Origin of the sequence: Curtobacterium sp. AG1037 (assembly GCF_003349855.1) — a bacterium.
Lineage (GTDB): Bacteria > Actinomycetota > Actinomycetes > Actinomycetales > Microbacteriaceae > Curtobacterium > Curtobacterium citreum.
Map to the genome: position 1 here is coordinate 35,115 of NZ_QQAO01000002.1, position 26,023 is coordinate 61,137.

Genomic DNA, 26,023 nt, shown 5'->3' on the forward strand with positions numbered 1-26,023 from the left:
GTTCGTCCTGCCCGTGATGGAGCAGAAGACGTCGGGTGCTCGACCGGCGCCCGACGTCTTCTGCTCCACCGAGACGGCGGCGGGTCTCAGGCGGCGGTGGTCTGCGGGGTCCGGAGTGCCGGGCAGTGCTCCTGGGTGGGGTGCTCGGTGATCGCGATGACCTCGTCCAACCGGGCGCGCGCGGCCTCGAGCTCGGCGAGCTGCGCCGTGATCCGGTCCCGCTCGGCGACGAGCAGGGCGAAGGTCTCCGGCGTCGCCCGCCCCGCGTCGACGCAGGGCAGTAGCTGCACCACGGTCCGACTGGGCAGGCCGGCGGCGAACAGCTGCTGGACCAGGCGCACCCGGTCGATCGACGACTCCGTGTAGGTGCGCTGACCGCCCGCCGTGCGGACCGCGGTCAGCAGGCCCTGCTCCTCGTAGTACCGCAGGGAACGGACGCTCACCCCGGTCGCCGCCGCGAGGTCACCGATGCGCACGTCTTCTCCGATCCGGGCTTGCACCTGACACTGATGTGAGGTCTTAGCGTAGCCGAGCCGCCGCGGGAAGTGCCCGCCCGGCAGGAGGACACCATGGACATCGCCGGATCCGTCGCACTCGTCACGGGCTCGAACCGGGGCATCGGCCGCCGCTTCGCCGAACAGCTGCTCGAGCGCGGCGCGGCCAAGGTCTACGCGACCGCCCGCCGTCCCGAGCTGGTCGACGTCCCGGGCGTCGAGGTGCTGCCGCTCGACATCACCGACGAGGCATCGGTCGCCGCCGCGGCCGCTGCGGCACCGGACGTCACCCTGCTCGTGAACAACGCGGGCATCTCCACGACCGGGTCGCTGCTGCGCGGGGACCTCGCCGACGCCCGCCGCGAGATGGACACCCACTACTGGGGCACGCTCTCGGTGCTGCGGGCGTTCGCGCCGGTGGTCGAGCGGAACGGCGGCGGGGCGATCGTCAACGTGCTGTCCGCCCTGTCGTGGTTCGTGTACCCCGGGTCCGGGGCGTACGCGGCCGCGAAGGCCGCGGAGTGGAACCTCACCAACGCGGTCCGGCTCGAGCTCGTCGGCTCGGGCGTCACCGTGCAGGGGCTGCACCTCGGGGCGGCGGACACCGACATCATGGCCGGGTACGAGGGACCGATGATCGACCCGGCCGAGGTCGCACGGGCGTCCCTGGACGGCGTCGAGCGCGGCGTCGCCGAGGTCCTGGTCGACGAGTGGAGCCGCGGGGTCAAGGCGTCGCTGCAGCACGAGCCGGAGGCGTTCTACCAGCAGTTCGCCTGAGCACGAGCCGGCCGGCCCCGTCAGCCTGCGCCGCCCCCGGGACCGCGTGGTCAGGCCACCAGCGGTGCGAGCACGTCGACGACCAGGTCCGGGCGGGTGACGAACGGGTGGTGCCCGGTCGGGAGCTCCACCGCGTCCGAGGCGCGGGCGGCGTGCTCGCGCTGCAGGCCGGGGGTGGTGCTGCGGTCCTCGGTGCACACGAGCGCCGTCGACGGGACGTCCGCCCAACCGGCCCGGGTGGTCGGCGTCCCGAAGGCGGCGGCCGCCTGCGTCGTGGTCCGGGCGAACGCGTCGCGCTGGGTCGCCGCGTCCCCGTCCTGCAGGAAGCGCGCGCCGAACGTGTCGACGTCGTACCCGTCGAGGGCGATGCGGCCGTCCTCGACACGGATCGCCACCGGATCGGGCTCCGCGCCCATGATCGAGCCCTGCGTCGCCCCGACCGGCGGCGTGTAGCTCGACACCAGGACCACGTGCCGGACGGCCGGGTGGGTGCCGGCCTCGGCGATGACCGTCCCGCCGTACGAGTGCCCCACGAGGACGACGTCCCGGTGGGCGTCGAGCACGGCGCGGAGGGCGGCGGCGTCGGCGGCCAGGTCGGCGTCGGTTCTGCCGGAGCCGGGGGTGCCGGGCACCTCGCCGCAGGACGGCAGGGCGACGGCGACGCTCGGGCTCCCCGTCCGCTCGAGGAGCAGGTCGGCGGTCAGCTGCCACCACCACGCACCGTCGCGGACGAGGGCACCGTGGACGAAGACGACGGTCGAGGTCATGGTGCCGAAGGTAGGCACCCGCCTCGGCCGTCGTCCGGTCCGTTCGCTGACAGCGACCGAGCGGGGGTCGACCCCGTCGACCCCGTCAGCCGCGCAGGAAGTCCGCGATCGGGGTCGCGCCGCCGTTGAAGCGGATCGTCCGACCGGCCGTCGAGGGGTCCTCGAGCACGTCCGCCACCACGTGCGCGACGTCCGCGCGTGCCACCTGCGACGACGAACCGTCCCAGTCGACCCGGCCCGTGGACTCGTCGTCGGTCAGCGTGCTCGGCGCCACCACGGTCCACTGCAGGTCGGAGTCGCGCAGCACGGCGTCGGCGATCATCTTCGACTGGGCGTACGCGAAGAAGTCCTGGTCCTGCGGGACCCCGTGGTCGAGCTGCGACCCGGACCACGAGACCATCACGTACCGGTCGACCCCGGCGCGTGCCGCGGCCTGCACCGAGAGCACCGCGGCGTCCCGGTCGATCGCCCACGTCCGGTCGACCGAACCGCCACCGGCTCCGGCCGACCAGAGGACGGCGTCGTGCCCGCGGACCAGGTCCTCGAGGTCGGTGAGGGACTGCTGCTGCACGTCGGCGACGCGGGGTTCCCCGCCGTGGGCACGGACGTCGTCCTCCTGCTCCGGGTTGCGGATGACGGAGGTGACGCGGTGGCCCCGGTCGGTGAGGATGCGGGTCGCGAGGAGGGCGACCTTGCCGTGGCCGCCGAACAGGATGATGTCGCTCATGCCGCGGACGGTACGCGGACCGGCTCCGAGCGACCCGCACCGCGTGGTCCCCCGCAGGCCGCGCGCCCCGTCGTCAGTCGGTGGAGGTGCGCCGCCGCAGGCGCCGACGGACCGACGACCACGGCCCGGCCGCCGGGGTCCGTTCGCTCGGCGCCTCGACCTCGAGCCCGTAGTGCTCGCCGATGCGTTCGAGCAGGACCTCGCGCTCCGCCCGGTCGTACACGCGTCGCTCCCGCCGGAACGCGATCACGAGCGACCAGCACGTCAGCAGGAGCACGACGCTGAAGGGCAGCGCGGTCGTGATCGCCGCCGTCTTGAGCGCGTCGAGCCCACCGGTCAGGAGCAGCGCCACCGCGAGCAACGCCGTCACGAGCGCGAAGAACACGCGCAGCCGGTTCCGTGGCTCGAGCTGCCCGCCCGACGCGATCATCGCCATCACGAGCGACCCGGAGTCCGACGAGGTCACGAAGAAGATCCCGATCAGGATGATCGCCCCGAACGTCAGGACGACACCGGCCGGCAGGTCGCGGAGCAGCGTGAAGAGCGACCCCTCGACGTCGACCGAGCCGTCGGCGCCGACGAGTCCCCCGCCACCGGAGACCTCGCGGTGGATGGCCGCGCCGCCCATCACCGCGAACCACAGGAAGGTCAGGAGCGTCGGGACGAGCAGGACGCCGAACACGAACTCACGGACCGTCCGGCCCTTCGACACCCGGGCGATGAAGATGCCGACGAACGGCGCCCACGACATCCACCAGCCCCAGTAGAACGTCGTCCAGGCGCCCTGCCACTCCTCGCCCGCGGAGCCCTGCTGGGCGGTGACGTTGAAGGACAGCCCGACGACGTTCTGCAGGTACGCGCCGATGGACTGCACGAAGTCGCGGAGCAGGTACTGCGTCGGTCCGACGACGAGCACGAAGACCAGGAGCGCGGCGGCGAGCAGCAGGTTGAGGTTCGACAGGATCTTCATGCCCTTCGCCACGCCGGTGACGAGCGACACGATCGTCAGGGCGGTGATCACGGCGATGATCGCGATCTGGCTGACGGTGGTGCTCTCCGCGATGCCCGCGCTCTCGAGCCCGGCTCCGATCTGCAGCACGCCGAGGCCGAGCGACGTCGCGACGCCGAACAGCGTGCCGATGAGTGCGACGACGTCGATGACGTTGCCCCAGCCGCCGCGTACCCGTCGACCGAGGAGCGGCTCGAGCGCCCACCGGATCGACACCGGACGGCCGCGGCGGTGGATCGCGTAGGCCAGGGCCATCCCGAGCACGACGTAGATCGCCCAGGCGTGCAGCCCCCAGTGCAGGAAGGTCTGCGTCATGGCCTCCTGTGCCAGGTGCTGTTCCGACCCGGAGACCCCGGGGCGCGGCGAGGCGAAGTGGCTGAGCGGCTCCGAGACGCCGTAGAACACGAGTCCGATGCCCATCCCCGCCGCGAAGAGCAGCGAGAACCACGACCGGGTCGAGAACTCCGGTTCGTCCCGGTCCTTGCCGAGCTTGATGTCCCCGAACCGGCTGAAGCCGACGAAGAGCGCGAACGCGACGAAGAACGCCGCGGCGAGGACGTAGTACCAGCTGAAGTTCCGGACGATGCCGCGCTGCAGGGTGGCGAACACCGCCTCGGCCGATGCGGGAGCGACGAGCGTCCATCCCACGAACCCGAGCACGAGCACGGCGGCGGGCCAGAACACCCACCGGGCGACCCCGGTCGGCGGCGGCGTGGTGGTCGCGGGGTCAGCGGCGGGTGGTCTCGTCGTTGCCATCGGCCCATCGTGCACGCCCGGCCTGCTCCCTGTCTGGATGCACAGGGAACGAACGCGCGGCGACGCGCGAGTACCGTCCGACGGGACACGACAGGAGCGTCATGAGCAAGCAGCAGCACGAGCAGCACACCCTCGTCCGGAGCCTCGCCCTCGGGGTCCTGAGCGGCGGACGGAGCAGCACCCCGCTGGCCGTCCTCGCCCTGAACCACGACAACAGGGCCGTCAAGGGTGACTGGCAGCAGTGGAAGGCGTTCAGCACGCCCCTCGGCCGCGGTCTCCTCGTCGCGTCCGCGATCGGTGAGCTCATCGGCGACAAGTCCCCGAAGGCTCCCGCCCGCATCTCCCCGATGGGGCTGGTCGGCCGCATCGCCGCCGGCGCGTTCGCCGGTGCCGCGCTCGGCACCACCGGCCGTCGCGACCTGCGCCTCGAGGGTGCGGTCCTCGGCGGCATCGGCGCGGTCGTCGGCAGCTTCGTCGGATGGGCCGCCCGGAAGTCGCTCAGCGGCGCCGGTCTGCCGGACGCCGTCGGCGCGCTCGCCGAGGACGCCGCCGTCATCGCCGGCTCGGTCCGGGCCGTCCGCAGCGCCTGAACGCTGCTCGCCCGTCGGTCGGGAGGCGCGTGGCGGACCCCGCCCCGCGCCTCCCGTCCGTCCCGTGGGGCACGGACAGGGCCTGTCGGGGCCGACGCGACGCGCCTAGCGTGAGCACCATGCGCATCGTCGTCATCGGGGCCACCGGCCACATCGGCACGTTCCTCGTCCCCCGTCTCGTCCGCGCCGGCCACGACGTCGTGGCCGTGTCGCGGGGCACCAGCACCCCGTACGCCGACGCCCCGGAGTGGACGCGCGTCGAGCGCGTCGTCGCGGACCGGGAGCAGGAGGACCGCGACGGCACCTTCGGCGACCGGGTCGCGGCGCTCGCCGCGGACGCCGTCGTCGACCTCGTCTGCTTCACCGTCGAGAGCGCCGAACAGCTCGTCCGCGCGCTGCGCGGCAGCAGCACGCACCTGGTGCACTGCGGCTCGATCTGGCGGGCCGGCGTCTCGCACGTCCTGCCGATCACCGAGGCGACGATGACCCCGCCGTTCGGCGAGTACGGCGTCCAGAAGGACGCGATCGCACGGCTCCTGCAGGAAGAAACCGCCTCTGGTGGTGTCGTCACGACGTCCGTCCACCCAGGGCACATCAGCGGACCGGGGTGGATGCCGATCGGCCCGCTCGGCAACCTCGACCCGTCCGTCGTCACGAGACTGACCCGGGGCGAGACCGTCGAGGTGCCCGGCCTCGGTGCGGAGGCGATGGCCCACGTGCACGCCGACGACGTCGCCCAGCTGTTCCAGCTGGCGGTCGAGCAGCGTGACGCCGCGTCCGGCGGCGCCTTCTTCGCGACGGCTCCGACCGCGCTCACCGTGCGCGGGTACGCCCAGCTGGTCGCGTCGTGGGGAGGCCGGGAGGCACGGCTCGAGTCCGTCTCGTGGGACCGGTTCCGCGAGACCACGACTCCCGAGCACGCCGACGCGAGCTGGCAGCACCTGTCGCGCAGCCAGGTGTTCAGCACCGCCGAGGCGGAGCGGGTGCTCGGCTACGCGCCGGCGTGGACGGCCTCGGAGACGGTGCGGGACGCGCTGCGGTGGCAGGTCGAGCACGGTGGGCTCGAGGTCGGAGCGGGCACCACGGTCTGACGTCGGCTCCTGCCGTGGCGGAGCAGAAGACGTCGGGTACTTCTCCCGTGGTGGAGCAGAAGACGTCGGGTCGCCCGGGCGCGCCCGACGTCGTCTGCTCCATCGTCGGCGAAGTTGCGCACCCGACGGCGGTCGGGCTGGCCGGATTGCGTCAGTCGAGCTCGCGGAGCGGCACCGAGAGGATGCGGTCGTCGCCGTCCCGCGGGTCGCCGCGGCCGTCGGTGTTGTTCGTGACGAACCAGAGCGTGTCGTCGGGACCGGCGAGCACCGTGCGGATCCGTCCGAACTCGCCGGCGAAGGACACCGTCGACGTCGTGGGTTCGGCGACCGGCACGGCCCGGACGGACTCGCCGCGCAGGTTCGCGACGTACACGGTGTCACCGATCACGGCGAGGTCGCTCGGCGAAGCGTCGTCGGTCGCCCACTGCTGCACGGGGTCGACGAAGCCGCGGTCCTCGCCGCCGACGCCCTCGACCTCGGGCCAGCCGTGGTTCTCCCCCGCGACGATGACGTTGAGCTCGTCCCAGGCGTCCTGCCCGAACTCCGCGGCGAACATCGTGCCGTCGGCCGCCCAGCCCATGCCCTGCACGTTGCGGTGGCCGAGCGACCACACAGGTGAGCCCGGGAACGGGTTGTCGTCCGGCACCGCCCCGTCCGGCGTCACGCGGAGGATCTTGCCGGCGAGGGAGTCCCGGTCCTGCGCAGCCGGCCGGTCCCCGGCGTCCCCGACGCTCACGTAGAGCATGCCGTCCGGGCCGAACGCGATCCGGCCACCGTCGTGGAACGTGTTCCGGGGCAGGCCGTCGAGCACGGTGGTGGCGTCGCCGAGCCGGTACGAGCCGGTGTCGCCGGTCAGCGAGAAGCGCTGCACGCGGTTGCCGTCGTCGGCGGTCGAGTAGACGAACAGGTCGCCGTCGTGCAGGGCGAGCCCGAGCAGTCCCCCTTCGCCGCCGTGCCGGACGCCGGGGACGGTGCCGACCTCGCGGGTGGAGCCGTCCGCCCGCAGTTCGAGCACCCGGGCGGAGTCGCGCTCGCTGATGAGCGCGTCGCCGGAGTCGCCGACGGGGACGACCGACCACGGAGCGTCGAGTCCGGTCACGACCTCGGTCGTCGCCGCCGCGGTCGCCGGGCTGGTCCGGGACGGGGCGCTGCTCGAGCCGGACGTGCCGGTCCCACCGGTGCCGTCGGGGTCGCCGTCCGAGCAGGCGACGAGCGCCAGGGCCGCAGCCGCCACCAGCCCGACCGCGGACCACGACCGACGGGCACGGCCGACGGACCGACGTCCGGCGCGGCCTCCGGCGGAGCGAGCGCTGCGGGTCGTGCGGGTGCTGCGGGTGGTGTCCACGGTGATCCTCCCGGTTCGTCCCCCGAGTCCACACGACGCAGGCGGGAAAGCCCTGAGGGTTCCTGGCCGTGCCTCCCAGGACGCGGGACGTCGGCCTACCGTCGGGCGCACACCACCTCCGGAAGGACCACCCATGACCACCATCGCCATCGTCGGCGCCGGCAAGGGCCTCGGCGCCGCGGTCGCCGAGCGCTTCGGACGCGAGGGCTTCGCCGTCGCCCTGATCTCGCGCAACCAGGACCGTCTCGACTCCCTCGCGGCACAGCTCGGCGAGTCCGGCGTGACCGCGAAGGGCTTCGCTGCGAACGTCCGGGACGGCGACTCGCTCCGTGCCGCGCTCGAGGCGGCCACCGAGCAGCTCGGCCCGATCGAGGTCCTGCAGTACAGCCCGCTGCCGGCGAAGGAGTTTATGCGACCGGTCCTCGAGACGACCGCCGAGGACCTGGTCGGCCCGGTCGAGTTCTCGGTCTACGGCTCGGTGAACGCCGTCCGTCAGGTGCTCCCCGGCATGCGTGCGCTCGGCACCGGCACGATCCTGTTCGTCAACGGGGGCAGCGCGGTCCGTCCGGGCGCCCGCGTGACCGGCACGTCCGTCGCCTTCGCGGGCGAGAGCGCCTACGCGCAGCTCCTGCACGACGCCGTGGCCGAGGAGCACGTGCACGTCGGCCAGCTCATCATCCCGTTCGGCATCGACGACGGGCAGGACGCGCACTCGTCGGCGGCCGTCGCCGAGCAGCTCTGGACGATCCACTCCGAGCGCGGCGACTTCCGGACGTACGCGGAACCCCTGCCCGAGTGACCCCGGGCCGGGCCGACAGTCCGGTCCGGGTCAGGCGGCGGTGCGGGATATGGCGGCGGCCATCGCCCGCGCGACGCCCTGGTTCGCCTCGGCCGTCGGGTGGATGCCGTCCGGCGACGTGCCCGGCTTGTACGCGCCGTCGGCGGCACGCAGCGCCGTGAACGGGTCGACGAACGCCCACCCGTGCTCCGCCGCGTCGGTGCGCAGGGCGTCGGTGAGCACGATCTGACCGGTCCGACGGTCGGCGCCCCACCGGCTGTGGGTCCAGTCCGACGGCGGCCCGGCGACGACCAGGACGCGCTGCGCCCCGACCTTCCGGACGATCGCCCCGACGTTCGCGATCGTCGTCGCGGTCGGGACGGCCTGGTTGACGTCGTTCGTGCCGACCTCGACGACCAGGACCCGGGCGCTCGGCACGGGACCGATCTGCTGCAGCACCTGGTCGGCGCGGTACCCGCTGTGCGCGTAGCCGCCGACGGCGTGCAGCTCGTCGTCGGTCTCGAGCTGGTGCAGCCAGGAGTCCGGCCGTGCCGTGATCGAGTCGCCCGCGTAGGCGAACGGCACCGCTCCCGGCAGTGCGGGGGTGTCGAGCGCACCGGTCACGAACTGGTCGGGCGTCCGCGGGTCCGGCAGCGCGGTACCGGCGCGGTGTTCGGCGACGGCCGCCACGGGGCGGTCCTCGGCGCTCGCGGTGCGCGGCGTGGTGGTGACGAGGACGCCTGCGGTGACGAGGCAGGCTGCGGAGACGATGCTCGCCACGAGGACGAGCCGGCGGGTGCGGGACACGGGTACGAGCTTCTCCGGTGATCGGGGTGCGGGCCAGTCCCCCGAGCTGGGGAACGCGCGTTCTGGCTGAGGGTCCTCGCTGCCGTTCACAGGATTGCGGCCGGCGTCTCGACGAGGCGGTCGGCCCAGGTCGGTCGCGCGGCCACGGTGGTGCTGACGAGCACACCGGCGCCGTCCCCGGCCAGGCGACGGAGCAATCGTACGACGGTCGCGTCCCGCGGTTCGTCGGCGAGCACGAGCACCGGCGACCCGGCGATGTTCCGCGCGACGGTGACGAGCCGCTGCTCGGCCGCGGTCAGGTCGTCGGGGAGCGTGTCCGAGGGAGCGGTCACCCCGACCCGGGCGAGGGCGGTCGTCGCAGCGGCGATCGCTTCGTGGGTGTCCCACCCGTCGAGCTCGAGGGGCAGCGCGGTGTTCTCGAGCACCGTCAGCGACGGGACGAGGCGGTGGTCGGTGCACACCGTCCCGACCAGCCGTCGTCGGAGCGCCGTCGCCTCGGCGACGGCCAGACCGTCGAGCGTGCGGTCGCCGATGCGCGGCGCGTTCCGGACCGACGTCATCACCGCGGAAGCGCCGTCCCCCGTGATGGCGACCACCTCACCCGCGTCGACTCGCAGGACAGAACCACCATGGGTGGTCACCGCGACGATCGTCGCGGTCTGCCGCCGCCCCGTCCCGACGAACATGCCGCTGCCGGCATGCTTCGTCGCCGCACCCTGTGCCCCCACGTCGTCCCCCCGGTTCCGTCCAACGGACGCGACCAGTGTGCACCGGCCCCGCGTCCGCACGCGAGCGCCGTTGCCGAGTCGTGATGCAACGGACGGGAGGCACGGTGCCAGCTGGCACCGCGCCTCCCGTCCGGTGGGTGGTCGCGTCCGCGACCCGCCCGCTCAGCCGTGCAGCTTCGACAGCTCCGCGAACTCGTCGTCGGTGAGCTCGATCGTCGCGCCCTGCAGGTTGTCCTCGAGGTGGTCGACGCTCGACGTCCCGGGGATCGGCAGCATGACCGGCGAGCGCTTGAGCAGCCACGCCAGTGCGAGCTGCGCCGGGGTCGCGCCCTTGCGCTCGGCGATCTCGGTCAGCGGGGAGTCCTCGCCCGTCAGGCCGCCGGTCGCGAGCGGGAACCACGGGATGAAGCCGATGCCCTGCTGCTCGGACCAGTCGAGGAGCTCCTCGGCGTCGCGCTTCTGCAGGTTGTACAGGTTCTGGACGGAGACGATCGTCGCGACCTCCTGGGCGGCCTTGACCTCGTCGACCGACACCTCGGACAGGCCGATGTGCCGGATCTTGCCCTCGTCCTGGAGCTTCTTGAGCTCGCCGACCTGGTCCTCGAGCGGGACCTTCGGGTCGATGCGGTGCAGCTGGAACAGGTCGATGCGCTCGAGGCCCAGGCGGCGGAGGCTCATCTCGGCCTCCTGACGCAGGTACTCCGGGCGGCCGACCGGCGGCCACTCGTTCGGGCCGGTGCGGGTGAGGCCGGCCTTCGTCGCGATGACGACGTCGTCGCCGTACGGGTGCAGCGCCTCGCGGAGCAGGTCCTCGGCGACGTAGGGGCCGTAGGAGTCGGCGGTGTCGAAGAAGTCGACGCCGAGCTCGACGGCGCGCTTGAGGACGCGGATCGCCTCGTCGTGGTCCTTCGGCGGGCCCCAGACGCCGGGTCCGGTGAGCTGCATGGTGCCGTAGCCGAGGCGGTGGACCTCGAGGTCGCCGCCGATGCGGAACGTGCCCGAGGCGGCGGCAGGACGGTTCGTGGTGTCGGTACCGGTGGTCATGTCCCCGGTCTACGCCGTGACCGTGTCCCGTCCCTGAGCCGGTGTCCCCCGCGCCCGGCCTGGCCCGAGTCTCGGGCTGGGCGACGAGTTCCGGGTGCCGGGACCCGAGTCGTGTCGCCGACGGCGAGACTCGGGGCGGCGAAACCTGCGGGCGGCATGCCGAGGGTCAGACCCAGTGCGGCTGGTCGAACACCCCGCCCGGGTCCGCCTGCTCCGCGATCCGGTGCAGCCGCGAGGTGTTCACGTCGAAGTACGCCGTGGGGTCGGTGATCGCCGCGTCGCAGTAGTTCGCGTACGCGCCGTCACCCCACGCCGGGGTCATCGCCTGCCGGAATTCACGGACGTACGCGTCGAACGGCGCCGGGTCCGCCCCGTCGGCGAACACCGCCGTGTACTGCACGGTCATCAGGGCGTCCCGCCACGGGAACGCCGAGTCCGTCCGCCCGACGTCGGCCACGACGCCGCCGAGCGCGTCGAGCGAGACCCCGCCCTCCCGGTTCCCGGCGACGTCCCCGGCCGCCGCGGCCCGTCGGACGAGCACGTCGACCTGGTCGTCGGTGAGCTTCCGGCCGCCGATCGACGACGTCGCGGCCTCGGACACGCGCTGCGGCGCCCCGGCGAGTCGCACCATTGCGTCGCCGTAGGACAGCTCGTCGGCGGTGTGCGACGTCGGCGAGGCCCCGGTGGCGGCGATGAACCCGTCGACGGAGGCGTCCGCCCCGGTCTTCGCACCGGTCCACACGCCGGTGACGGTGACCGTCGGGGTGGTGTGCCTCGTGCCGTTCAGGAGCTTCAGGGTCGACCAGAGCTGCGGGTCGGCGACCGGCGCCCAGTCCTGCCACGCCCGCACCACCGCGGCCGCGGCGGACCAGGGGAACACGATGCTGAACAGCAGCACGTCGGGGGCAGGCTGCGTCCGGAAGGTCATCGACGTGACGACCCCGACCGTCCCGCCACCACCGCCCCGGCATGCCCAGAACAGGTCCGGCTCGGCGGTCGCGGAGACCTGGTGCACGGCGCCGTCGGGCGTCACGAGCGTCACCCCCGTGAGCTGGTCGCACGTCAGGCCGAACGACCGGACCAGGACGCCCACCCCGCCGCCGAGCGTCAGTCCGCCGATGCCGACGGTCGGGCACGACCCGGCGCCGATCGCCCGCCCGGCCCGGGCCAGTGCCGCGTACACGTCGGCGAGCCGGGCTCCCGGACCGATCGTCGCGGTGTCCCCGTCGACGCGGACGGCGTCCAGGTCCTGCGTGCTGACCACGAGCGAGCGCGGGACGTCGGTCCCGGGCGCACCGCCGGCGGACCAGCCCGTGTACGAGTGCCCGCCGGCCCGGAGCGCGACCGGCGTGCGGGTGTTCCGGCCGAAGGCGAGCGCGGCCTGCACGTCCGTGACGCCGGCGACGCGGAGCACCGCCTGCGGATCGGCGTCGTCGTAGCGGGGGTTCTGCAGCTTCCGTGCGGCGTCCCACCCGGACGACCCGGAGCGCAGGAGCGTCCCGGTGACGGCCGCGGCCAGGGCGTCCCACGAGTCCGGCCCTCCGGCGGCGGTCGGGGTCGGCGGGGTCGGCGTGGACGGTGCGCCCGAGGACGACGCGGACCCGGATGCGGACGGGCTCGGTGCCGGCCCCGGCCGCGAGCACGCGGCGAGCACCCCGACCAGACCGAGTCCGACCCCGCCGGCCAGCACCGTACGTCGACCCGGCGTCCCGCTCCCCCGTCGCTCCTGCACCCGACCTTCCTACGCCGAGGCGCCCCGGGCCGTGCGGGTCGGCGCCGCGCTGCTGATCCGCACCGCGTCCGCCCACGCGTGCACCCAGTCGGGCAGGGTGAGGTCCCGCGGCGCCCCGCCGGCCGCGGCGACGAGGTCCTCGGGCGTGACCGTGCCGCCGGTCCGACGGAGGAACCGGGCCTGCACGACCGCCCGCGCGACGACCGATCCCCGCCGCTCGAAGGTCTGCTCGATGTACACGGCGCGGTCGTCGACGCCGAGCACCCGGGTGACGAGGGTGAAGCGCTGCCCCAGCGTCAGCGACCGCTTGTAGGTGATCGTCTGCGCCGCGACCACGGCGTACCAGCCGCGCCTCGAGGCCTCGTGCCAGAAGCCGGACCGCGTGAGCAGGTCGTACCGACCGAGGTCGAGCATCGACAGGTACTTGCCGTTGTTCACGTGCCGCAAGGGGTCGAGGTCGGTGAGCGCGACCCGGAACGGCGTCCGTCCCTCGTCCCAGAGCGAAGGCCGTCGGCCCGAGCGGAGTCCCGCGAGACGGATGCGCACGGTCAGGAGGAACAGTCGCAGGTACAGGTTCACGGGCACGATCGAACCACAGCCCGGCGCCGACACGACAGACCGGCCAGGACGCGTGGGACGAGCTGGCTCAGCCGAGCGGGCCGCCCCCGGCACCGCTGATGCCCGGGTGCGCGGACTTGGCCTGCCCCTCGACGATCGCGTGCGCCGCCGAGGCCTGGGACATGGCCCGCTCCCCGATGCGCGGGTCGACCGGCTCCAGGTGCGCGAGCGTCCGTCGACGGCGCACGTTCTGCAGCTCGAGCACGACGAGCAGCGCGGCGATGGCCACGGCCACCCCGATGACGATCCCGATGACCACCACGGTGTCCCCCTCCGGTCGCACGGACCCTGTCCGTCCCCGCAGCCTAGCCCCGTCGGTGCCTCCCGCACAGGGGGTCGGCAGGAGTAGACCTGCACCCATGCAGACACACACGCTCGCAGACCTGGAGGTCGGCGCCGTCGGCCTCGGCACCATGGGCATGAGCGCCTTCTACACGGGCGCCGGCACCGACGACGACGAGTCGATCCGCACCATCCACCGCGCGATCGACCTCGGCGTCACCCTGATCGACACCGCCGAGATGTACGGCCCGTACACGAACGAGGTCCTCGTCGGGAAGGCCCTGCAGGGTCGCCGCGACGACGTCGTCCTCGCCACGAAGTTCGGTCTCGTCGAGCACGTCCCCGGCGAGACCCAGCCGAGCACCGACCGCAAGCTCACGAGCGCACCGGAGTCCGTCCGCGAGGCGCTCGAGGGCTCGCTCCGCCGCCTGGGTACCGACCACATCGACCTCTGGTACCAGCACCGCGTCGATCCGGTGGTCCCGATCGAGGACGTCGTCGGCCAGCTCGCCGGCTTCGTGCAGGAGGGCAAGATCCGCCACTACGGCCTGTCCGAGGCAGGGTCCGAGACCATCCGCAAGGCCCACGCCGTGCACCCGGTGACGGCTGTCCAGAGCGAGTACTCGCTGTGGACCCGCGACCCCGAGGACGACGTGCTCGGCACGCTCCGCGAGCTCGGCATCGGCCTGGTCGCGTACTCGCCCCTCGGCCGCGGCTTCCTGACCGGTGCGATCACGAAGCCGTCGGACCTGGACGCCGACGACTTCCGCCGCGACAACCCCCGCTTCCAGCAGGAAGCGTTCGAGCAGAACGTCCGCATCGTCGACGAGGTCAAGGCCGTCGCGTCCGAGGTCGGTGGCACCCCGGCGCAGGTCGCGCTCGCGTGGCTCCTCGCCCAGGGCACCGACGTCGTCCCGATCCCCGGAACGAAGCGGGTCTCCCGCCTCGAGGAGAACGTCGGCGCCGCCGACCTGACCCTCTCGGAGTCCCAGCTGCAGCGCCTGTCCTCGCTGCCGGTCCCGACCGGCGACCGCTACCCCGACATGTCGAGCATCGGTCGCTGACGCGACCACAGGACGGACGGGAGGCCCGTGGCGGATCCGCCACGGGCCTCCCGTCCGTTCCGTCCCCATCTGTGGAACGCGCGTTCCGGCGCGCGGTCGCGTGATCCGGGCGACCCACCGCCGACACGGCACGGAAACACCCGCTCCGTAGCGTCCGAGGAGACGAGTCCGACGACGCCGAGGGGGCACCCGTGACCGACACGAACCAGACGACCGACGCCCGTCGCGAGGACGGCGTCGACACCGTCCCGCCGCTCGCCCGGCTGCTGCCGCTCGGGCTGCAGCACGTCCTCGCGATGTACGCGGGGGCGATCGCCGTGCCGCTCATCGTCGGCGGTGCACTCGGCTTCGACCGGGCCGACCTGGCGTTCCTGATCAGCGCAGACCTGTTCGTGGCCGGCCTCGCGACGATCGTGCAGTCCGTCGGCTTCTGGCGCTTCGGGGTCCGGCTGCCCCTCGTGCAGGGCGTCACCTTCGCCGCGGTCGGCCCGATGATCGCGATCGGGACCGAGCACGGCATCACGGCGGTCTACGGCGCGACCATCGCGTGCGGCGTGTTCATGGTCGTCGTCGCCCCGTGGTTCTCGCAGCTCGTCCGGTTGTTCCCGCCGATCGTCACCGGCACCGTCATCCTGATCATCGGCCTGTCCCTGATGAGCGTCGCCGCCGGCTGGGTCACCGAGGGCGGGAAGGACGGCGCCGCCCGTCCGCTCGACGTCGCCTTCGCCGCCGGGGTGCTCCTGGCGATCGTCCTCGTCGAGCGCTTCGCGCCGCGCGGACTGGCGCGCGTCTCGGTGCTCGCCGGCCTGCTCCTCGGCACGGTGGTGGCGCTGTTCGTCCCGGGCATGGTGGACGGGTCCGGGATCGGCGAGGCCGCCTGGTTCGCGGTCGTCACGCCGTTCCACTTCGGCCTGCCGACGTTCGACCTCGCGTCGATCGTGTCGATGCTCGTCGTCGGGCTCGTGATCATGACCGAGACCACGGGCGACATGGTGGCCGTCGGCGAGGTCGTCGGGCGACCGGTGTCGAAGCGCACCCTCGCGGACGGACTGCGGGCGGACGGGCTCGGCACGGTCGTCGGCGGGGTGTTCAACACGTTCCCGTACACGGCGTTCGCGCAGAACGTCGGCCTGGTCGCGCTGACCGGCGTGCGCTCCCGGTACGTCGCCACCGCCGCGGGCGGGATCCTCGTCGTGCTCGGCCTGGTGCCGAAGGTCGCGGCGGTCGTCGAGGCGATCCCGCACGCGGTCCTCGGCGGTGCCGGGGTGGCGCTGTTCGGCATGGTCGCGGCTTCGGGCATCAGGACGCTGTCGAAGGTGCGGTTCGACAACCGGAACGTGCTCGTCGTGGCGCTCCCGCTCGGGATCGCGCTGCTGCCGACCGTCGCGCCGTCGATCTACGCGGCGTTCCCGACGCGGTTCACTCTCGTGTTCGACTCGGGCATCTCGGCCGGTGCGGTCGCGGCGATCCTGCTCAACCTGCTGCTCGCGTCGCGGAGCGTCCGGGAGCGGTACGGCGACGACCCGGCGGTGGGGTCGTACGACGCGATGCGGTCGACGGCGCCGATCGCGGTGCCGCCGCGGGGGTAGGCGGGGCGGGCGCCGCGCCCGCGGCGGTGCGCCCGCGCTGCTGAGTCTCGGGCCGCTCTGGCCGGGCCGCGCCCGCGGGTCAGCTGCCGCGGTACGTGCTGTACGCGAAGGGGCTGAGCAGGAGCGGCACGTGCAGGTGTCCCGTCCCGGTGACGCTGAACGCCACGACGACGTACGGGTGGAACGTGGGCGTCCCCGACGCGCGGTGGTACGCCCCGGTGTCGAAGCGGAGCTCCAGGTCGCCGCGGGGCAGCACGTCCGGCCCGAGCCCGGTCCGACCGTCGGCGTCGGTCTCCCCCGTCGCGAGCACCTCGCCCGCCGCGGTCCGCAGGGTCACGCCGACCCCCGCCGCCGGGCGACCGGATCCTGCGTCGAGGACGTGCGTGGTCAGGTGGGGCACGCCGAAGGTCGCACGGATCCGGTGCTGCGCGATGTCGGCCAGGGCGGCAGCTGCCTCGCAGACCTCGACCCCGGGGTCGTTGCCGAGCCGGCGCTCGAGCTCGGCCAGCAGCTCCTCCGGGGTCCGACCGGCAGCTCGGACCAGGAACACCCGTCCGAACCGCTCCTCGTAGTCGGCGTTCCCCCGCGCGATCGCTGCCGTGACGTCGTCCGCCGCGGTCGCCATCGCCCCCTGCTCGCGTGCCGAGGACGCCTCGGTGGTGCGCTCGCCGATGCGGGGGTGGTGTGCGAGAGCCGCGTCGAGCTCGTCCGCGCCCCACTGCTCGGCGGCCGTCGCCGCGGCCGAGGCCAGGGCGGCGACGGAGCGGTACGGCCGCCCGGCGACCAGGGCGTCGGCCCACGCAGGAACGGCAGCCCAGTGCAGGGCGACGTCCCGGGCGTCGGCGGCCGGGGCGGTGTCGAAGTCACGAAGGTCCATCCGGTCACCCTAGGGACCGCCCGTTACCGCCGCGTTTCGGCGCCGCCCCCACCTTCCTTCCGCAAAACGCAAGGTCGGCGGTTCCTCGCAGCGACATACCGCTGCGAGAAGCCGCTCCCGTTGCGTTTTGCGGAAGCCAGCGCGACCCAGCAGGCCGGGGCCCGGGCCCGAGCTCACAGCTCGGCGGCAAAGGACGCGACGCGGAGCTGGAGGTCCTCGATGCGCCGGAGCCGGGCGCCCTCGACGTCGAAGCCCTCGTACGCCGGGGGCAGCGGTCGCCGGACGTTCCGCGAGCACTGGAAGTCCTGGCACACCAGGGTCCCGACGGTGTTCCCGTTCCGACCGGCCTTCCCGGATCGCTTGGCGGCGTAGAACACGACGTCGTTCGGCAGCTTGACGTCCTGGCACCACGAGCACTGCGCCCGGGAGCGCGGCGACGCCTCGGCCTGCCGGAACAGGATCCCGACGAGGTCGCCCTCGAGCGTGGGCACGACGGCGTACGCGCGCCGGGAGGTCTTCGGGTCGCGCCAGCCGAGGAAGTCGAGCGACTCCCACTCCAGCGTCTCGAAGTCGGTGGGCAGGGTGACGTCCCCGACCTCCTTGCGGGAGGCGTTGACGAAGGAGGAACGCAGGGTCTTCTCGCTGATGGGCAGCACGGTGTGGTCGCTTTCGGAAGTGCCCGGGCGCAGGGGAAGCGCCGCACGGGCGGAGGGATGGTCAGGGATCGACGACGGCGGCCGTGCCGAGGGGCACAGCCGGGGGCGTCACGCCCTGATGCCGGCGCTCAGCGCGCCGACCACCTCCTGCTGACTCACGGTTCCACCCTACGACGCGGTGTCAAGCCGAGCGCACGAGCACGACGGACCCGTCGTACGTCGGCCGGCGCCGCAGGTGTCCGTGCCGTCGGTCCCACTCGCCCGTCTCGAGCGCGGTGCGCAGCGCGGCCACCGAGCGACGGGCGGTGAGGTCGTCGACCGCGTCCCACGCCGGGTCCGCCGCCCGGGTGGCGGAGTCCAGCAGCCGCTCCGGTCGGGCGTAGAACGTCTCCGGGAATACTGCGACGCACGTGAACGGGACCGGCAGCCGCGTGCTCTCGACCGTTCCGCCGAGCGCTGCGGCCAGGCGGTCGAGTCCCGGGTACCCCTCGGCCCACGCGGCGCTCACGGCGGGGGCGTACTCGATCAGCCAGTGGTCCTGCACGCGCTCGGGGTCGACCGTCAGCACGACGACCGGGCCCGTGACGGCACGGCGGATCTCTGCGAGTCGTGCCTGCACCGCGGGCCACACACCCGGGGACAGCGCGACCACCGCCGCGTCCGCCGACGGCAGCGGACCGTCGAGGCCCACGCTGACGACCTCGCGGTCGGCCGGGGCGTACGGCGTCCCGTCGAGCGCGAGCACCGTGCGTGCGGGGCCGACGGCGGCGCGCACGGCCCGGGCGAACACGGGCTCGGGACGGCGGTCCCGGTCGGAGGCTGCGCCGATCACGACGCCACCCTACGTGGGGCGCTGCTACCGTCGCTGCATGATCTCCGGGGGATTCGCCGTCGTCAGCATCGTCTACCTGCTCGTGGTCGTGGCACTCGCCGTGCTGACGATCGCACTCATCGTGCTCGTGTTCGCCGCGATCAAGGTGCTCCGCCTGTCCGCGATCGAGCGCGACCTGCGCATCGAGCGGCTCCGGTACAAGGCGAGCAAGCGGGCCTTCGACGGTCCTGCGCGCGGCACCGACACGGACGACTCCACCGACTAGCGGTCGCCCCGGTCACCCTCGGCGTCACCGGCACGCACCGCGGCGTACTGCTCCGCCCGCTCCGTCGCGGCCCAGGTCCCGAGCAGCGCCAGCGACCGCTCGGACTCGCTCCCGGGCTCGGCCGAGTACGAGAACATCGTCAGACCGGGGTCCGCGACGAGCTCGAGCGCCTCGAAGTCGAGTTCGAGCTCCCCGACGATCGGGTGCGCGATCCGCTTCTTCCCGCGTCGGTGCAGGCGTACGTCGTGCGCCGCCCACCACGTGCGGAACTCCTCGCTCCGCGTGGACAGCTCGCCGACCAGGGTCACCAGGCCGGGCTCGCACGGGTTCGCGACGGCAGCCGCACGGAGCACTGCCACGGCGTCGCGTGCCGTCGCCGCCCAGTCCGGGAAGAACTCGCGAGCCGCCGGGTCGAGGAACGTGAAGCGCGCGGTGTTCACCGGACGCCCGGGTCCGGCGAACATCGGGGCGTACAGCGCCCGGCCCAGCTCGTTCGTGGCGACGACGTCCCCGCGCTCGTTCCGCACCCACGCGGGCGCACCGGTGATCGCGTCGAGCAGCCGCTGCACACCCGGACGCACCCGGGTCGGGACGTTCCGGTGCATGACCTTCACGCCGGCGTTCGCCAGTCGCGCGAGGTCGAACAGATGCACGCGCTCGTCCTCGTCGAGCTGCAGCGCTCCGGCGAGGCCCTCGAGCACGCTGTCCGAGACGCCCTTCAACGAGCCGCGTTCGAGCCGCGTGTAGTAGTCGACGCTCACCCCCGCGAGCATGGCGACCTCGTGCCGCCGCAGTCCCGGCACGCGTCGGACCCCACCGCCGAACGACGGCATGCCGACCAGGTCCGGAGTGAGTCGCGCTCGCCGTGAGGACAGGAAGTCACGGATCTCGTTGCGCACGTCGATGCCCATGCATCGAGCCTACGTCGCGGGACCGGCCCCGAGACAGGTACCGCCAGTGCCGGTGACGCCCGTCGGGACGGCTCGCGACCGTCGCGGGGTGACCGACAGGCGGACTGGAGGCACGGTGCGGGCTGGCACCGCGCCTCCCGTCCGTGGCGGGTGACCGGCTGACGGACTGGAGGCACGGTGCGGGCTGTCACCGCGCCTCCCGTCCGGTGGGTCAGACCTGGGCGACCGGGGCGGGCGGCTCTGCCGGCGCGGGCACGCGGGGGGTGATCCGCACCCGCGCGACACGGTGACCGTCCATGGCGGTGACCTCGAGCCGGTGGTCCCCGGCCTCGACGACGTCACCGACGCGGGGCACCCGGTCGAGGCGGACCTGCACGAGCCCGCCGACGGTCTCGTAGTCGCCGTCGGGCAGCTCCGGGCCACCGTCGGCGGCGAGGTCCTCGAGCACCGTCGCGCCGTCGATGCCGTCGGTCTCGGCCGCGGGCTCGTCGTACTCGTCGCGGATGCGACCGACGAGGTCCTCGAGCAACGCCTCGAGCGTGACCATGCCGGAGCTGCCGCCGTACTCGTCCACGACGAGGGCGATCTGGTGTCCGTCGGTCCGCATGTCGGCGATCGCGCCGGAGAGCGACTTCGTCTCCGGCAGGGCGAGCACCGGCCGCACGAGCGTGGCGACCGAAGCCGTCGGGTCGGCGGGGCGCAGGAGGTCGCGGAGGTGCACGAAGCCGGCGACGTCGTCGCGGGAGCCCTCGGTCACGAGGTACCGGGTGTGGCCGACCTCGATGGCGTGGTCCGTGGCGTCGGCGATCGTCATCGCGGCGTCGATCGTCGAGACGTCGTACCAGGGGCGCATCGACTCGCGGAGGATGCGGTCACCGGCGTCGAGGGCGCTCCGGGCGATCCGGCGTCCCTGTGCGTCGATGGCGTCGTGGTCCTCGACCAGGCCGCGGAGCTCCTCGGTGCTCATCGACTCGCTGCGGGCGTCCGGGTCGCCGCCGAGCAGCCGGACGACGGCGTTCGTGGTCTTCGACAGCACCCAGATGACCGGGCGCATGGCGGTCGCGAAGCGGTCGAGCGTCGGCGCGACGGCCATCGAGAAGCCCTCGGCGCGCTGCAGGGCGAGCCGCTTCGGGACGAGCTCGCCGAACACGAGCGACAGGTACGCGATGACGAGGGTCATCAGCACGAGGGCGATCGCCTCGGCGGCGCCGCGGTCGAGACCCATGCCCATCAGCAGCGGGGCCACGTCCGGGGCGATCGACGACGCACCGTAGGCGGCCGAGAAGAACCCCGCCACCGTGACGCCGATCTGCACGGCGGACAGGAACCGGTTCGGGTCCCGGCCGAGCGCGGCGACCCGGGCCCCGCGGGAGCCACGGCGTTCGAGTTGCTGCAGCTGGGACTCACGGAGCGAGACGAGGGCGATCTCAGCAGCGGCGAACACGCCGCCGACGAGCACGAAGAGGATGACGAGCCCGAAGGCGACCCAGGTGTCGGTGCCCATCAGCGGGACACCTCGGTGGGTCGACGACGGGCGGGCGGTCTGTGGTGATCGTCCATGGCTGTGATCCTGCACAGGATCACTGGGACGTCACCGCACCGGTGCTGCACGAGTGCTGTGCACGCGGGATGCGGCCCGCCGTCAGGTCGTGAGGGAGCGGCCGATCCGGGCTTCGAGCCACGCCTCGGGGTCGATCGGGGTGACGCCGTCCATCAGGACCTCGAGGTGCAGATGCGCCCCGGTCGAGACCCCGGAGGACCCGACCTTGCCGATGAACTCCCCCGCCTCGACCGTGTCGCCTGCCTTGAGCGGCGACGAGCCCGGGATCATGTGCCCGTACAGCGTCGCGACCTTCCGGCCGTCGATGACGTGGTCGATGATGACCGCCGTGCCGTACGAGAAGTACGTACCGGAGACCCGGACCTTGCCCGCGGCGACGGCTCCGATCGGCGCCCCCATGCCCGGGTTGAAGTCGAGCCCCTGGTGCAGGGACGAGCAGGCGCCGCACGGGGCGGAGCGGTACCCGAAGCCCGAGCTCATCCGCACCGGACCGGGGAACGGCGACCGGACCTCGCCGCCGTAGGACACCGACGTGCCGGGTGAACCGGCCGTGCCGCCGCCGACGGTGAACCCGTCACGGTCGAGACCGTTCGCAGCGACGGCCTGGGTCACCGCGTAGTCCTGCGTGCGGATGATCGGCGCGATGGTCGACGTCGCGGTCGAGGACCCGACGCTCGCGTGCGCCGGCATCGCCGACGCGGCGAACATCGCGAGGGCCGCTGCCGCACTGGTGAGCGTGATGCGGCTGGCGCGGTGGCTGCGGGTCGGGCGGGAGGCACGGGGGACGGCCGTCACGGGCGTCACGTTCCGGCGGCGGACGACCTTGGTGATCCGGGCGTCCACGTGCTCGGTGGCGACGCGGGCGGCGGCGACGCGCTCCCCCGCGCGCTTCGTGGTCGGTGCGGGGGTCGCAGCCGTCGGGGCGGGGGCCGCAGCGGTCGAGGCGGGTGTCGCAGCTGCGGGAGCGGCGGTCGTGACAGCCCGAGCGGAGGCAACGGGGGCGCCGGGAGCGTCGGTGTGCGTGATGCGGGGGCGGGCGGAGCGGGGGCGGCGTGCGGGCTTCCGGGCCGCGGCGCGCTCGGCCTCGAGGGCAGCGCGACGGGACAGGTGCACGACCGGGGTCCCCGGCTGCTGCTGGTCGTGGTCGTGTGTCGTCGTCATGGCCGCCCACCATTCTGCACGAGTCTGTCGCTTTGTACAGGCCTCGTCGTGATCTTCCCGTTACCGAACGGCTGGGAGGCTCCTGATCCGATCCGTGCGCTGCGTGCCGGCTGGGTGCGGGATCGGTAGTGTCCGAGTCCAGCGACCGGAAGGACCTGCGCCATGGCCCGAACGCCGCGGGAGCGACACGAACCGATCGACCTCGCGACCGCCGAGGTCGTGCTCGCGGGTTCCCAGGAGCTGCTCCCGGTGCTCCGCGCCGCGGCCGTGCGGGCCGGGGTGGACGCCACCCGGATGCGCGTCGTCGGCGTGGACGACCTGCCCGATCCGCACTGCTCCGCCGAGGCCGAGCTCGCCGTCATCGCGATCCGCCGACCGGGCGAGGACCCGGCGTTCCACCGTGCGCACGAGGCCGCCGAGCTCATCGCGCCGCTGCTCGCACCGAACGCGGTCCGCGTCGTGATCACCGTCTCCGGGGTGACCCGGCTGGCGCCGAAGGTCGAACGGACCCTGACGTCCGAGGTCCTGCACCAGATCGGCGCTGCATCGGCGTCGTCCGGCTTCAAGCGCCCCTTCCGGAACCTGCGGGACCGCCTGGGCGTCGCGGGGCTGCGTGCCTCGGGCGTCCGGGTCTTCCGGATCACCGCCTGATCAGCCACTCGCTCGGTCATGCGTCCAGGCTGGCGCGCCAGTCCGGCTCAGGAGGCGTCGTCCGCCGAGCTGTGGACGGCTGACGCCTGCACCCCCGGGTGTGGAGGAGCGTGGTGCGCCACGAGGGCGACGCTCCCCACGGCCACGACGAGCGCGAGCCCGCCGGCCGTCACGGTCGTCCCGAGTCGACGGAGGCGCGACCCGGATCGGCGAGAGCGCGGGGCGAAGCGGGCTGCCCCGCCACGCGGCTCCGGTCCGACGAGCCACGGTCCGGATCCGTCGGGGTCGTAGGAGAACGGCCCCGCGCCGTCCGGGGCGTACCGGTGCGGACCGCTGCCGTCCGCCGCGTAGGCTGACCGCAGGTCGTCAGCGGTCCACCCGAAGTCGTTCGGTGTCCGTCGTGCCCTGCCCATGTCGCGCTCCTGTCGGTCCTGCGGGAGACCATGGAAGGCGACGAACCCAAGAGCATCCGATGTTCCTCCCGGACATCCGCTGGGCGTCTGCCGGAGGCGAGCCGAACGCCTGTCGGGGGCGCGCCGGACCAGGTATCTTGATGTCGAGACATCCCGCACCCCGAGTAGCGTGGACGTACCGACGGTTGAACAAGGGAGTACCCGCCAGCATGGCCAAGATCATCTACACCCTCACCGACGAGGCACCGTTCCTCGCGACCCACTCGTTCCTCCCGGTCGTCGAGGCGTTCGCCCGCACGGCCGGCGTCGACGTCGAGACGCGGGACATCTCGCTGTCCGGCCGGATCATCGCCCAGTTCCCCGAGCGCCTCAGTGACGAGCAGCGCCTGGACGACGCCCTGGCCGAGCTCGGCGAACTCGCGAAGACGCCCGAGGCGAACATCATCAAGCTGCCGAACATCTCGGCGTCGATCCCGCAGCTCAAGGCAGCGATCAAGGAACTCCAGGCGCAGGGCTACGACCTACCCGCCTACCCGGACGAGCCCACCACGGACGAGGAGCGCGACGTCCGCGCCCGCTACGACCGCGTCAAGGGCAGTGCCGTCAACCCGGTGCTCCGCGAGGGCAACTCGGACCGTCGCGCGCCGCTGTCGGTGAAGAACTACGCCCGGAAGCACCCGCACCGCATGGGTGCGTGGAGCGCCGACTCGAAGACGAACGTCGTGACGATGGGCGTGGACGACTTCCGCTCGAACGAGCAGTCGTGGATCGCCCCCGCCGACGACACTCTGACCATCGAGTTCGTCGGGCAGGACGGCGAGACCACCGTCCTGAAGCAGTCGATCCCCGTCCTCGCGGGTGAGGTCGTCGACGGCACCGTGCTGCACGTCCGGGCGCTCGAGGCGTTCCTCCGTGACCAGATCGCCGCCGCGCAGGAGCAGGGCGTCCTGTTCTCCGTGCACCTCAAGGCCACGATGATGAAGGTCTCCGACCCGATCATCTTCGGCCACGTCATCCGGGCGTTCTTCCCGTCCGTGTTCGAGCGGTTCGGGGCCGACCTCGCCGCCGCCGGGCTGAACCCGAACGACGGCCTCGGCTCGATCCTCGCCGGGCTGGACAGCGTGCCGAACGGCGCAGCGATCAAGCAGGCGTTCGCGGACGGCATCGACGCCGGCCCCGAGCTCGCGATGGTCGACTCGGACAAGGGCATCACGAACCTGCACGTCCCGAGCGACGTCATCGTCGACGCCTCGATGCCGGCGATGATCCGCACCTCCGGCCACATGTGGGGCCCGGACGGCGAGGAGCACGACACCCTCGCGGTCATCCCCGACTCGAGCTACGCCGGCATCTACCAGGCCGTCATCGAGGACTGCCGCGTGAACGGCGCCTTCGACCCGTCGACCATGGGCTCGGTGCCGAACGTCGGCCTCATGGCGCAGAAGGCCGAGGAGTACGGCTCGCACGACAAGACCTTCGAGGTCCCGGGTGCCGGTCGCGTCCGCGTGGTCACGAGCGGCGGCGAGACCGTCATCGAGCACGAGGTCGAGCAGGGCGACATCTGGCGCGCGTGCCAGACCAAGGACGTGGCGATCCGCGACTGGGTGAAGCTCGCGGTCACGCGTGCCCGCGCCACGGGTTCGCCCGCCGTGTTCTGGCTCGACGAGACCCGTGCGCACGACGCCAACCTGATCGGGCTCGTCCGCACGTACCTCGGCGACCACGACACCGACGGCCTGCAGATCGAGGTCATGTCGCCCGAGGACGCGATGCGCTTCTCGCTCGAGCGCATCCGTCGCGGCGAGGACACCATCTCGGTCACGGGCAACGTCCTCCGCGACTACCTCACCGACCTGTTCCCGATCATGGAGCTCGGCACCTCGGCGAAGATGCTCTCGGTCGTCCCGCTGCTCGGTGGCGGCGGGCTGTTCGAGACCGGTGCCGGCGGCTCGGCCCCGAAGCACGTGCAGCAGCTCGTCGAGCAGGACTACCTGCGCTGGGACTCCCTCGGTGAGTTCCTCGCGCTCGCGGTGTCGTTCGAGCACCTCGCGGGTGTGACGGGCAACGCGCGGGCGAAGGTCCTCGCGGACACGCTCGACCGCGCCACGGGCACGTTCCTCGACGAGAACAAGTCTCCGGGCCGCAAGATCGGCACGATCGACAACCGCGGCAGCCACTTCTACCTGGCGAAGTACTGGGCTGACGAGCTCGCCCGCCAGACCGAGGACGCCGAACTCGCAGCGGCGTTCCAGGGCCTCGCGGCGACGCTCGACGAGCACGAGCAGACCATCGTCGACGAACTCGTGGCCGTCCAGGGCAAGCCCGCCGACATCGGCGGGTACTACCGGCCGGACGACGCCAAGACGAGCGCCGTGATGCGCCCGTCGGCGACGCTGAACGAGGCGCTGGCCGCGCTGTAGACGCGCGCCGGTAAGGACGGGAGGCACGGTGCCAGCTGGCACCGTGCCTCCCGTCCGTCTGTGCGTGCGCCCGCAGCG

The 26,023-nt window shown here is 73.0% G+C and carries 27 protein-coding genes and 1 pseudogene; 9 read left to right on the forward strand and 19 right to left on the reverse strand.

The features are described 5' to 3' along the window. Positions 1–86 precede the first annotated feature (86 nt). Positions 87–476, reverse strand: a complete 390-nt coding sequence (locus DEU32_RS02600) for a MerR family transcriptional regulator (protein WP_114849250.1) — start codon at positions 474–476, stop codon at positions 87–89. A gap of 93 nt (positions 477–569) precedes the next feature. Here DEU32_RS02600 and DEU32_RS02605 point away from each other — a divergent pair, with 93 nt between their 5' ends. Then, the gene (locus DEU32_RS02605; RefSeq protein WP_114849527.1) at positions 570–1,271 is read left to right on the forward strand and encodes an SDR family oxidoreductase; all 702 of its coding nucleotides are present in this window, start codon (positions 570–572) and stop codon (positions 1,269–1,271) included. 50 nt (positions 1,272–1,321) lie between these two features. Here the strand turns inward: DEU32_RS02605 and DEU32_RS02610 are convergent, their stop codons facing one another. From DEU32_RS02610 to DEU32_RS02620, 3 genes are all read right to left on the reverse strand, one after another. Continuing rightward, positions 1,322–2,038, reverse strand: coding sequence for an alpha/beta hydrolase (locus DEU32_RS02610; RefSeq protein ID WP_114849251.1), 717 nt, complete (start codon positions 2,036–2,038; stop codon positions 1,322–1,324). Between the two features lie 85 nt (positions 2,039–2,123). After that, positions 2,124–2,765 carry an SDR family oxidoreductase gene (locus DEU32_RS02615; RefSeq protein WP_114849252.1) on the reverse strand — a complete coding sequence of 214 codons (642 nt, stop codon included), beginning with the start codon at positions 2,763–2,765 and terminating at the stop codon, positions 2,124–2,126. Between the two features lie 73 nt (positions 2,766–2,838). After that, on the reverse strand, positions 2,839–4,530 hold the full coding sequence (locus tag DEU32_RS02620) for a BCCT family transporter (RefSeq protein ID WP_114849253.1): 1,692 nt from the start codon (positions 4,528–4,530) through the stop codon (positions 2,839–2,841). A gap of 101 nt (positions 4,531–4,631) precedes the next feature. Here DEU32_RS02620 and DEU32_RS02625 point away from each other — a divergent pair, with 101 nt between their 5' ends. Next, on the forward strand, positions 4,632–5,120 hold the full coding sequence (locus DEU32_RS02625) for a DUF4126 family protein (protein WP_181819175.1): 489 nt from the start codon (positions 4,632–4,634) through the stop codon (positions 5,118–5,120). A 119-nt stretch (positions 5,121–5,239) separates the two neighbouring features. After that, on the forward strand, positions 5,240–6,211 hold the full coding sequence (locus DEU32_RS02630; protein ID WP_114849529.1) for an NAD(P)-dependent oxidoreductase: 972 nt from the start codon (positions 5,240–5,242) through the stop codon (positions 6,209–6,211). A gap of 151 nt (positions 6,212–6,362) precedes the next feature. Here DEU32_RS02630 and DEU32_RS02635 read toward each other — a convergent pair whose 3' ends face one another. After that, a complete protein-coding gene (locus DEU32_RS02635) occupies positions 6,363–7,556 on the reverse strand; it encodes a sorbosone dehydrogenase family protein (RefSeq protein ID WP_258554758.1) in 1,194 nt (397 codons plus the stop codon). Positions 7,557–7,689: 133 nt separating this feature from the next. On the opposite strand from DEU32_RS02635, the gene DEU32_RS02640 reads away from it, so the two are divergent. Beyond that, entirely contained in the window at positions 7,690–8,355 is a 666-nt protein-coding gene (locus DEU32_RS02640; RefSeq protein WP_114849255.1) for an SDR family NAD(P)-dependent oxidoreductase, read from the forward strand. Positions 8,356–8,385: 30 nt separating this feature from the next. Here DEU32_RS02640 and DEU32_RS02645 read toward each other — a convergent pair whose 3' ends face one another. From DEU32_RS02645 to DEU32_RS02670, 6 genes are all read right to left on the reverse strand, one after another. After that, positions 8,386–9,141 (reverse strand): SGNH/GDSL hydrolase family protein, encoded by a 756-nt coding sequence (locus DEU32_RS02645; RefSeq protein WP_167509951.1) that lies wholly within the window; start codon positions 9,139–9,141, stop codon positions 8,386–8,388. An 86-nt stretch (positions 9,142–9,227) separates the two neighbouring features. Further along, a complete protein-coding gene (locus DEU32_RS02650) occupies positions 9,228–9,869 on the reverse strand; it encodes an ATP-binding cassette domain-containing protein (protein WP_147281397.1) in 642 nt (213 codons plus the stop codon). 162 nt (positions 9,870–10,031) lie between these two features. Next, positions 10,032–10,913, reverse strand: coding sequence for an aldo/keto reductase (locus DEU32_RS02655; protein ID WP_058740627.1), 882 nt, complete (start codon positions 10,911–10,913; stop codon positions 10,032–10,034). 166 nt (positions 10,914–11,079) lie between these two features. Continuing rightward, on the reverse strand, positions 11,080–12,645 hold the full coding sequence (locus DEU32_RS02660) for an FAD-binding oxidoreductase (RefSeq protein ID WP_114849258.1): 1,566 nt from the start codon (positions 12,643–12,645) through the stop codon (positions 11,080–11,082). Positions 12,646–12,654: 9 nt separating this feature from the next. Beyond that, positions 12,655–13,224 (reverse strand): thioesterase family protein, encoded by a 570-nt coding sequence (locus DEU32_RS02665; RefSeq protein WP_114849259.1) that lies wholly within the window; start codon positions 13,222–13,224, stop codon positions 12,655–12,657. A gap of 67 nt (positions 13,225–13,291) precedes the next feature. After that, positions 13,292–13,525, reverse strand: a complete 234-nt coding sequence (locus tag DEU32_RS02670) for a hypothetical protein (RefSeq protein ID WP_141859475.1) — start codon at positions 13,523–13,525, stop codon at positions 13,292–13,294. A 97-nt stretch (positions 13,526–13,622) separates the two neighbouring features. On the opposite strand from DEU32_RS02670, the gene DEU32_RS02675 reads away from it, so the two are divergent. After that, positions 13,623–14,609 carry an aldo/keto reductase gene (locus DEU32_RS02675; protein ID WP_114849261.1) on the forward strand — a complete coding sequence of 329 codons (987 nt, stop codon included), beginning with the start codon at positions 13,623–13,625 and terminating at the stop codon, positions 14,607–14,609. A gap of 191 nt (positions 14,610–14,800) precedes the next feature. Further along, positions 14,801–16,198 (forward strand): nucleobase:cation symporter-2 family protein, encoded by a 1,398-nt coding sequence (locus DEU32_RS02680; protein ID WP_258554759.1) that lies wholly within the window; start codon positions 14,801–14,803, stop codon positions 16,196–16,198. Between the two features lie 79 nt (positions 16,199–16,277). Here DEU32_RS02680 and uraH read toward each other — a convergent pair whose 3' ends face one another. The 4 genes and pseudogenes from uraH to DEU32_RS02700 all read right to left on the reverse strand — a co-directional run bounded on the left by uraH (position 16,278) and on the right by DEU32_RS02700 (position 18,563). Then, entirely contained in the window at positions 16,278–16,598 is a 321-nt protein-coding gene (gene uraH, locus DEU32_RS02685; protein ID WP_058741990.1) for a hydroxyisourate hydrolase, read from the reverse strand. Positions 16,599–16,616: 18 nt separating this feature from the next. Continuing rightward, positions 16,617–17,075: pseudogene (gene uraD, locus DEU32_RS02690) on the reverse strand (2-oxo-4-hydroxy-4-carboxy-5-ureidoimidazoline decarboxylase); the annotation flags it as partial. 173 nt (positions 17,076–17,248) lie between these two features. Further along, entirely contained in the window at positions 17,249–17,731 is a 483-nt protein-coding gene (locus tag DEU32_RS02695; protein WP_114849262.1) for an FBP domain-containing protein, read from the reverse strand. Positions 17,732–17,912: 181 nt separating this feature from the next. Then, on the reverse strand, positions 17,913–18,563 hold the full coding sequence (locus tag DEU32_RS02700) for an SAM-dependent methyltransferase (RefSeq protein ID WP_114849263.1): 651 nt from the start codon (positions 18,561–18,563) through the stop codon (positions 17,913–17,915). A gap of 37 nt (positions 18,564–18,600) precedes the next feature. On the opposite strand from DEU32_RS02700, the gene DEU32_RS02705 reads away from it, so the two are divergent. Next, positions 18,601–18,828 carry a hypothetical protein gene (locus DEU32_RS02705; protein ID WP_114849264.1) on the forward strand — a complete coding sequence of 76 codons (228 nt, stop codon included), beginning with the start codon at positions 18,601–18,603 and terminating at the stop codon, positions 18,826–18,828. Here DEU32_RS02705 and DEU32_RS02710 read toward each other — a convergent pair. The 3 genes from DEU32_RS02710 to DEU32_RS02720 all read right to left on the reverse strand — a co-directional run bounded on the left by DEU32_RS02710 (position 18,825) and on the right by DEU32_RS02720 (position 22,461). Further along, on the reverse strand, positions 18,825–19,739 hold the full coding sequence (locus DEU32_RS02710; protein WP_181819176.1) for a helix-turn-helix transcriptional regulator: 915 nt from the start codon (positions 19,737–19,739) through the stop codon (positions 18,825–18,827). The two genes, DEU32_RS02705 and DEU32_RS02710, sit on opposite strands and share 4 nt — an antisense overlap. Before the next feature lie 211 nt (positions 19,740–19,950). After that, positions 19,951–21,243, reverse strand: coding sequence for a hemolysin family protein (locus DEU32_RS02715; protein WP_114849265.1), 1,293 nt, complete (start codon positions 21,241–21,243; stop codon positions 19,951–19,953). 138 nt (positions 21,244–21,381) lie between these two features. Continuing rightward, positions 21,382–22,461, reverse strand: coding sequence for a M23 family metallopeptidase (locus tag DEU32_RS02720; RefSeq protein WP_114849266.1), 1,080 nt, complete (start codon positions 22,459–22,461; stop codon positions 21,382–21,384). A 162-nt stretch (positions 22,462–22,623) separates the two neighbouring features. On the opposite strand from DEU32_RS02720, the gene DEU32_RS02725 reads away from it, so the two are divergent. Then, on the forward strand, positions 22,624–23,112 hold the full coding sequence (locus tag DEU32_RS02725) for a hypothetical protein (RefSeq protein ID WP_114849267.1): 489 nt from the start codon (positions 22,624–22,626) through the stop codon (positions 23,110–23,112). A 47-nt stretch (positions 23,113–23,159) separates the two neighbouring features. Here DEU32_RS02725 and DEU32_RS02730 read toward each other — a convergent pair whose 3' ends face one another. After that, positions 23,160–23,525 (reverse strand): hypothetical protein, encoded by a 366-nt coding sequence (locus DEU32_RS02730; RefSeq protein WP_114849268.1) that lies wholly within the window; start codon positions 23,523–23,525, stop codon positions 23,160–23,162. A gap of 209 nt (positions 23,526–23,734) precedes the next feature. Between DEU32_RS02730 and DEU32_RS02735 the strand changes: the two genes are divergently transcribed. Beyond that, a complete protein-coding gene (locus tag DEU32_RS02735; RefSeq protein ID WP_114849269.1) occupies positions 23,735–25,945 on the forward strand; it encodes an NADP-dependent isocitrate dehydrogenase in 2,211 nt (736 codons plus the stop codon). Positions 25,946–26,023: the final 78 nt, after the last annotated feature.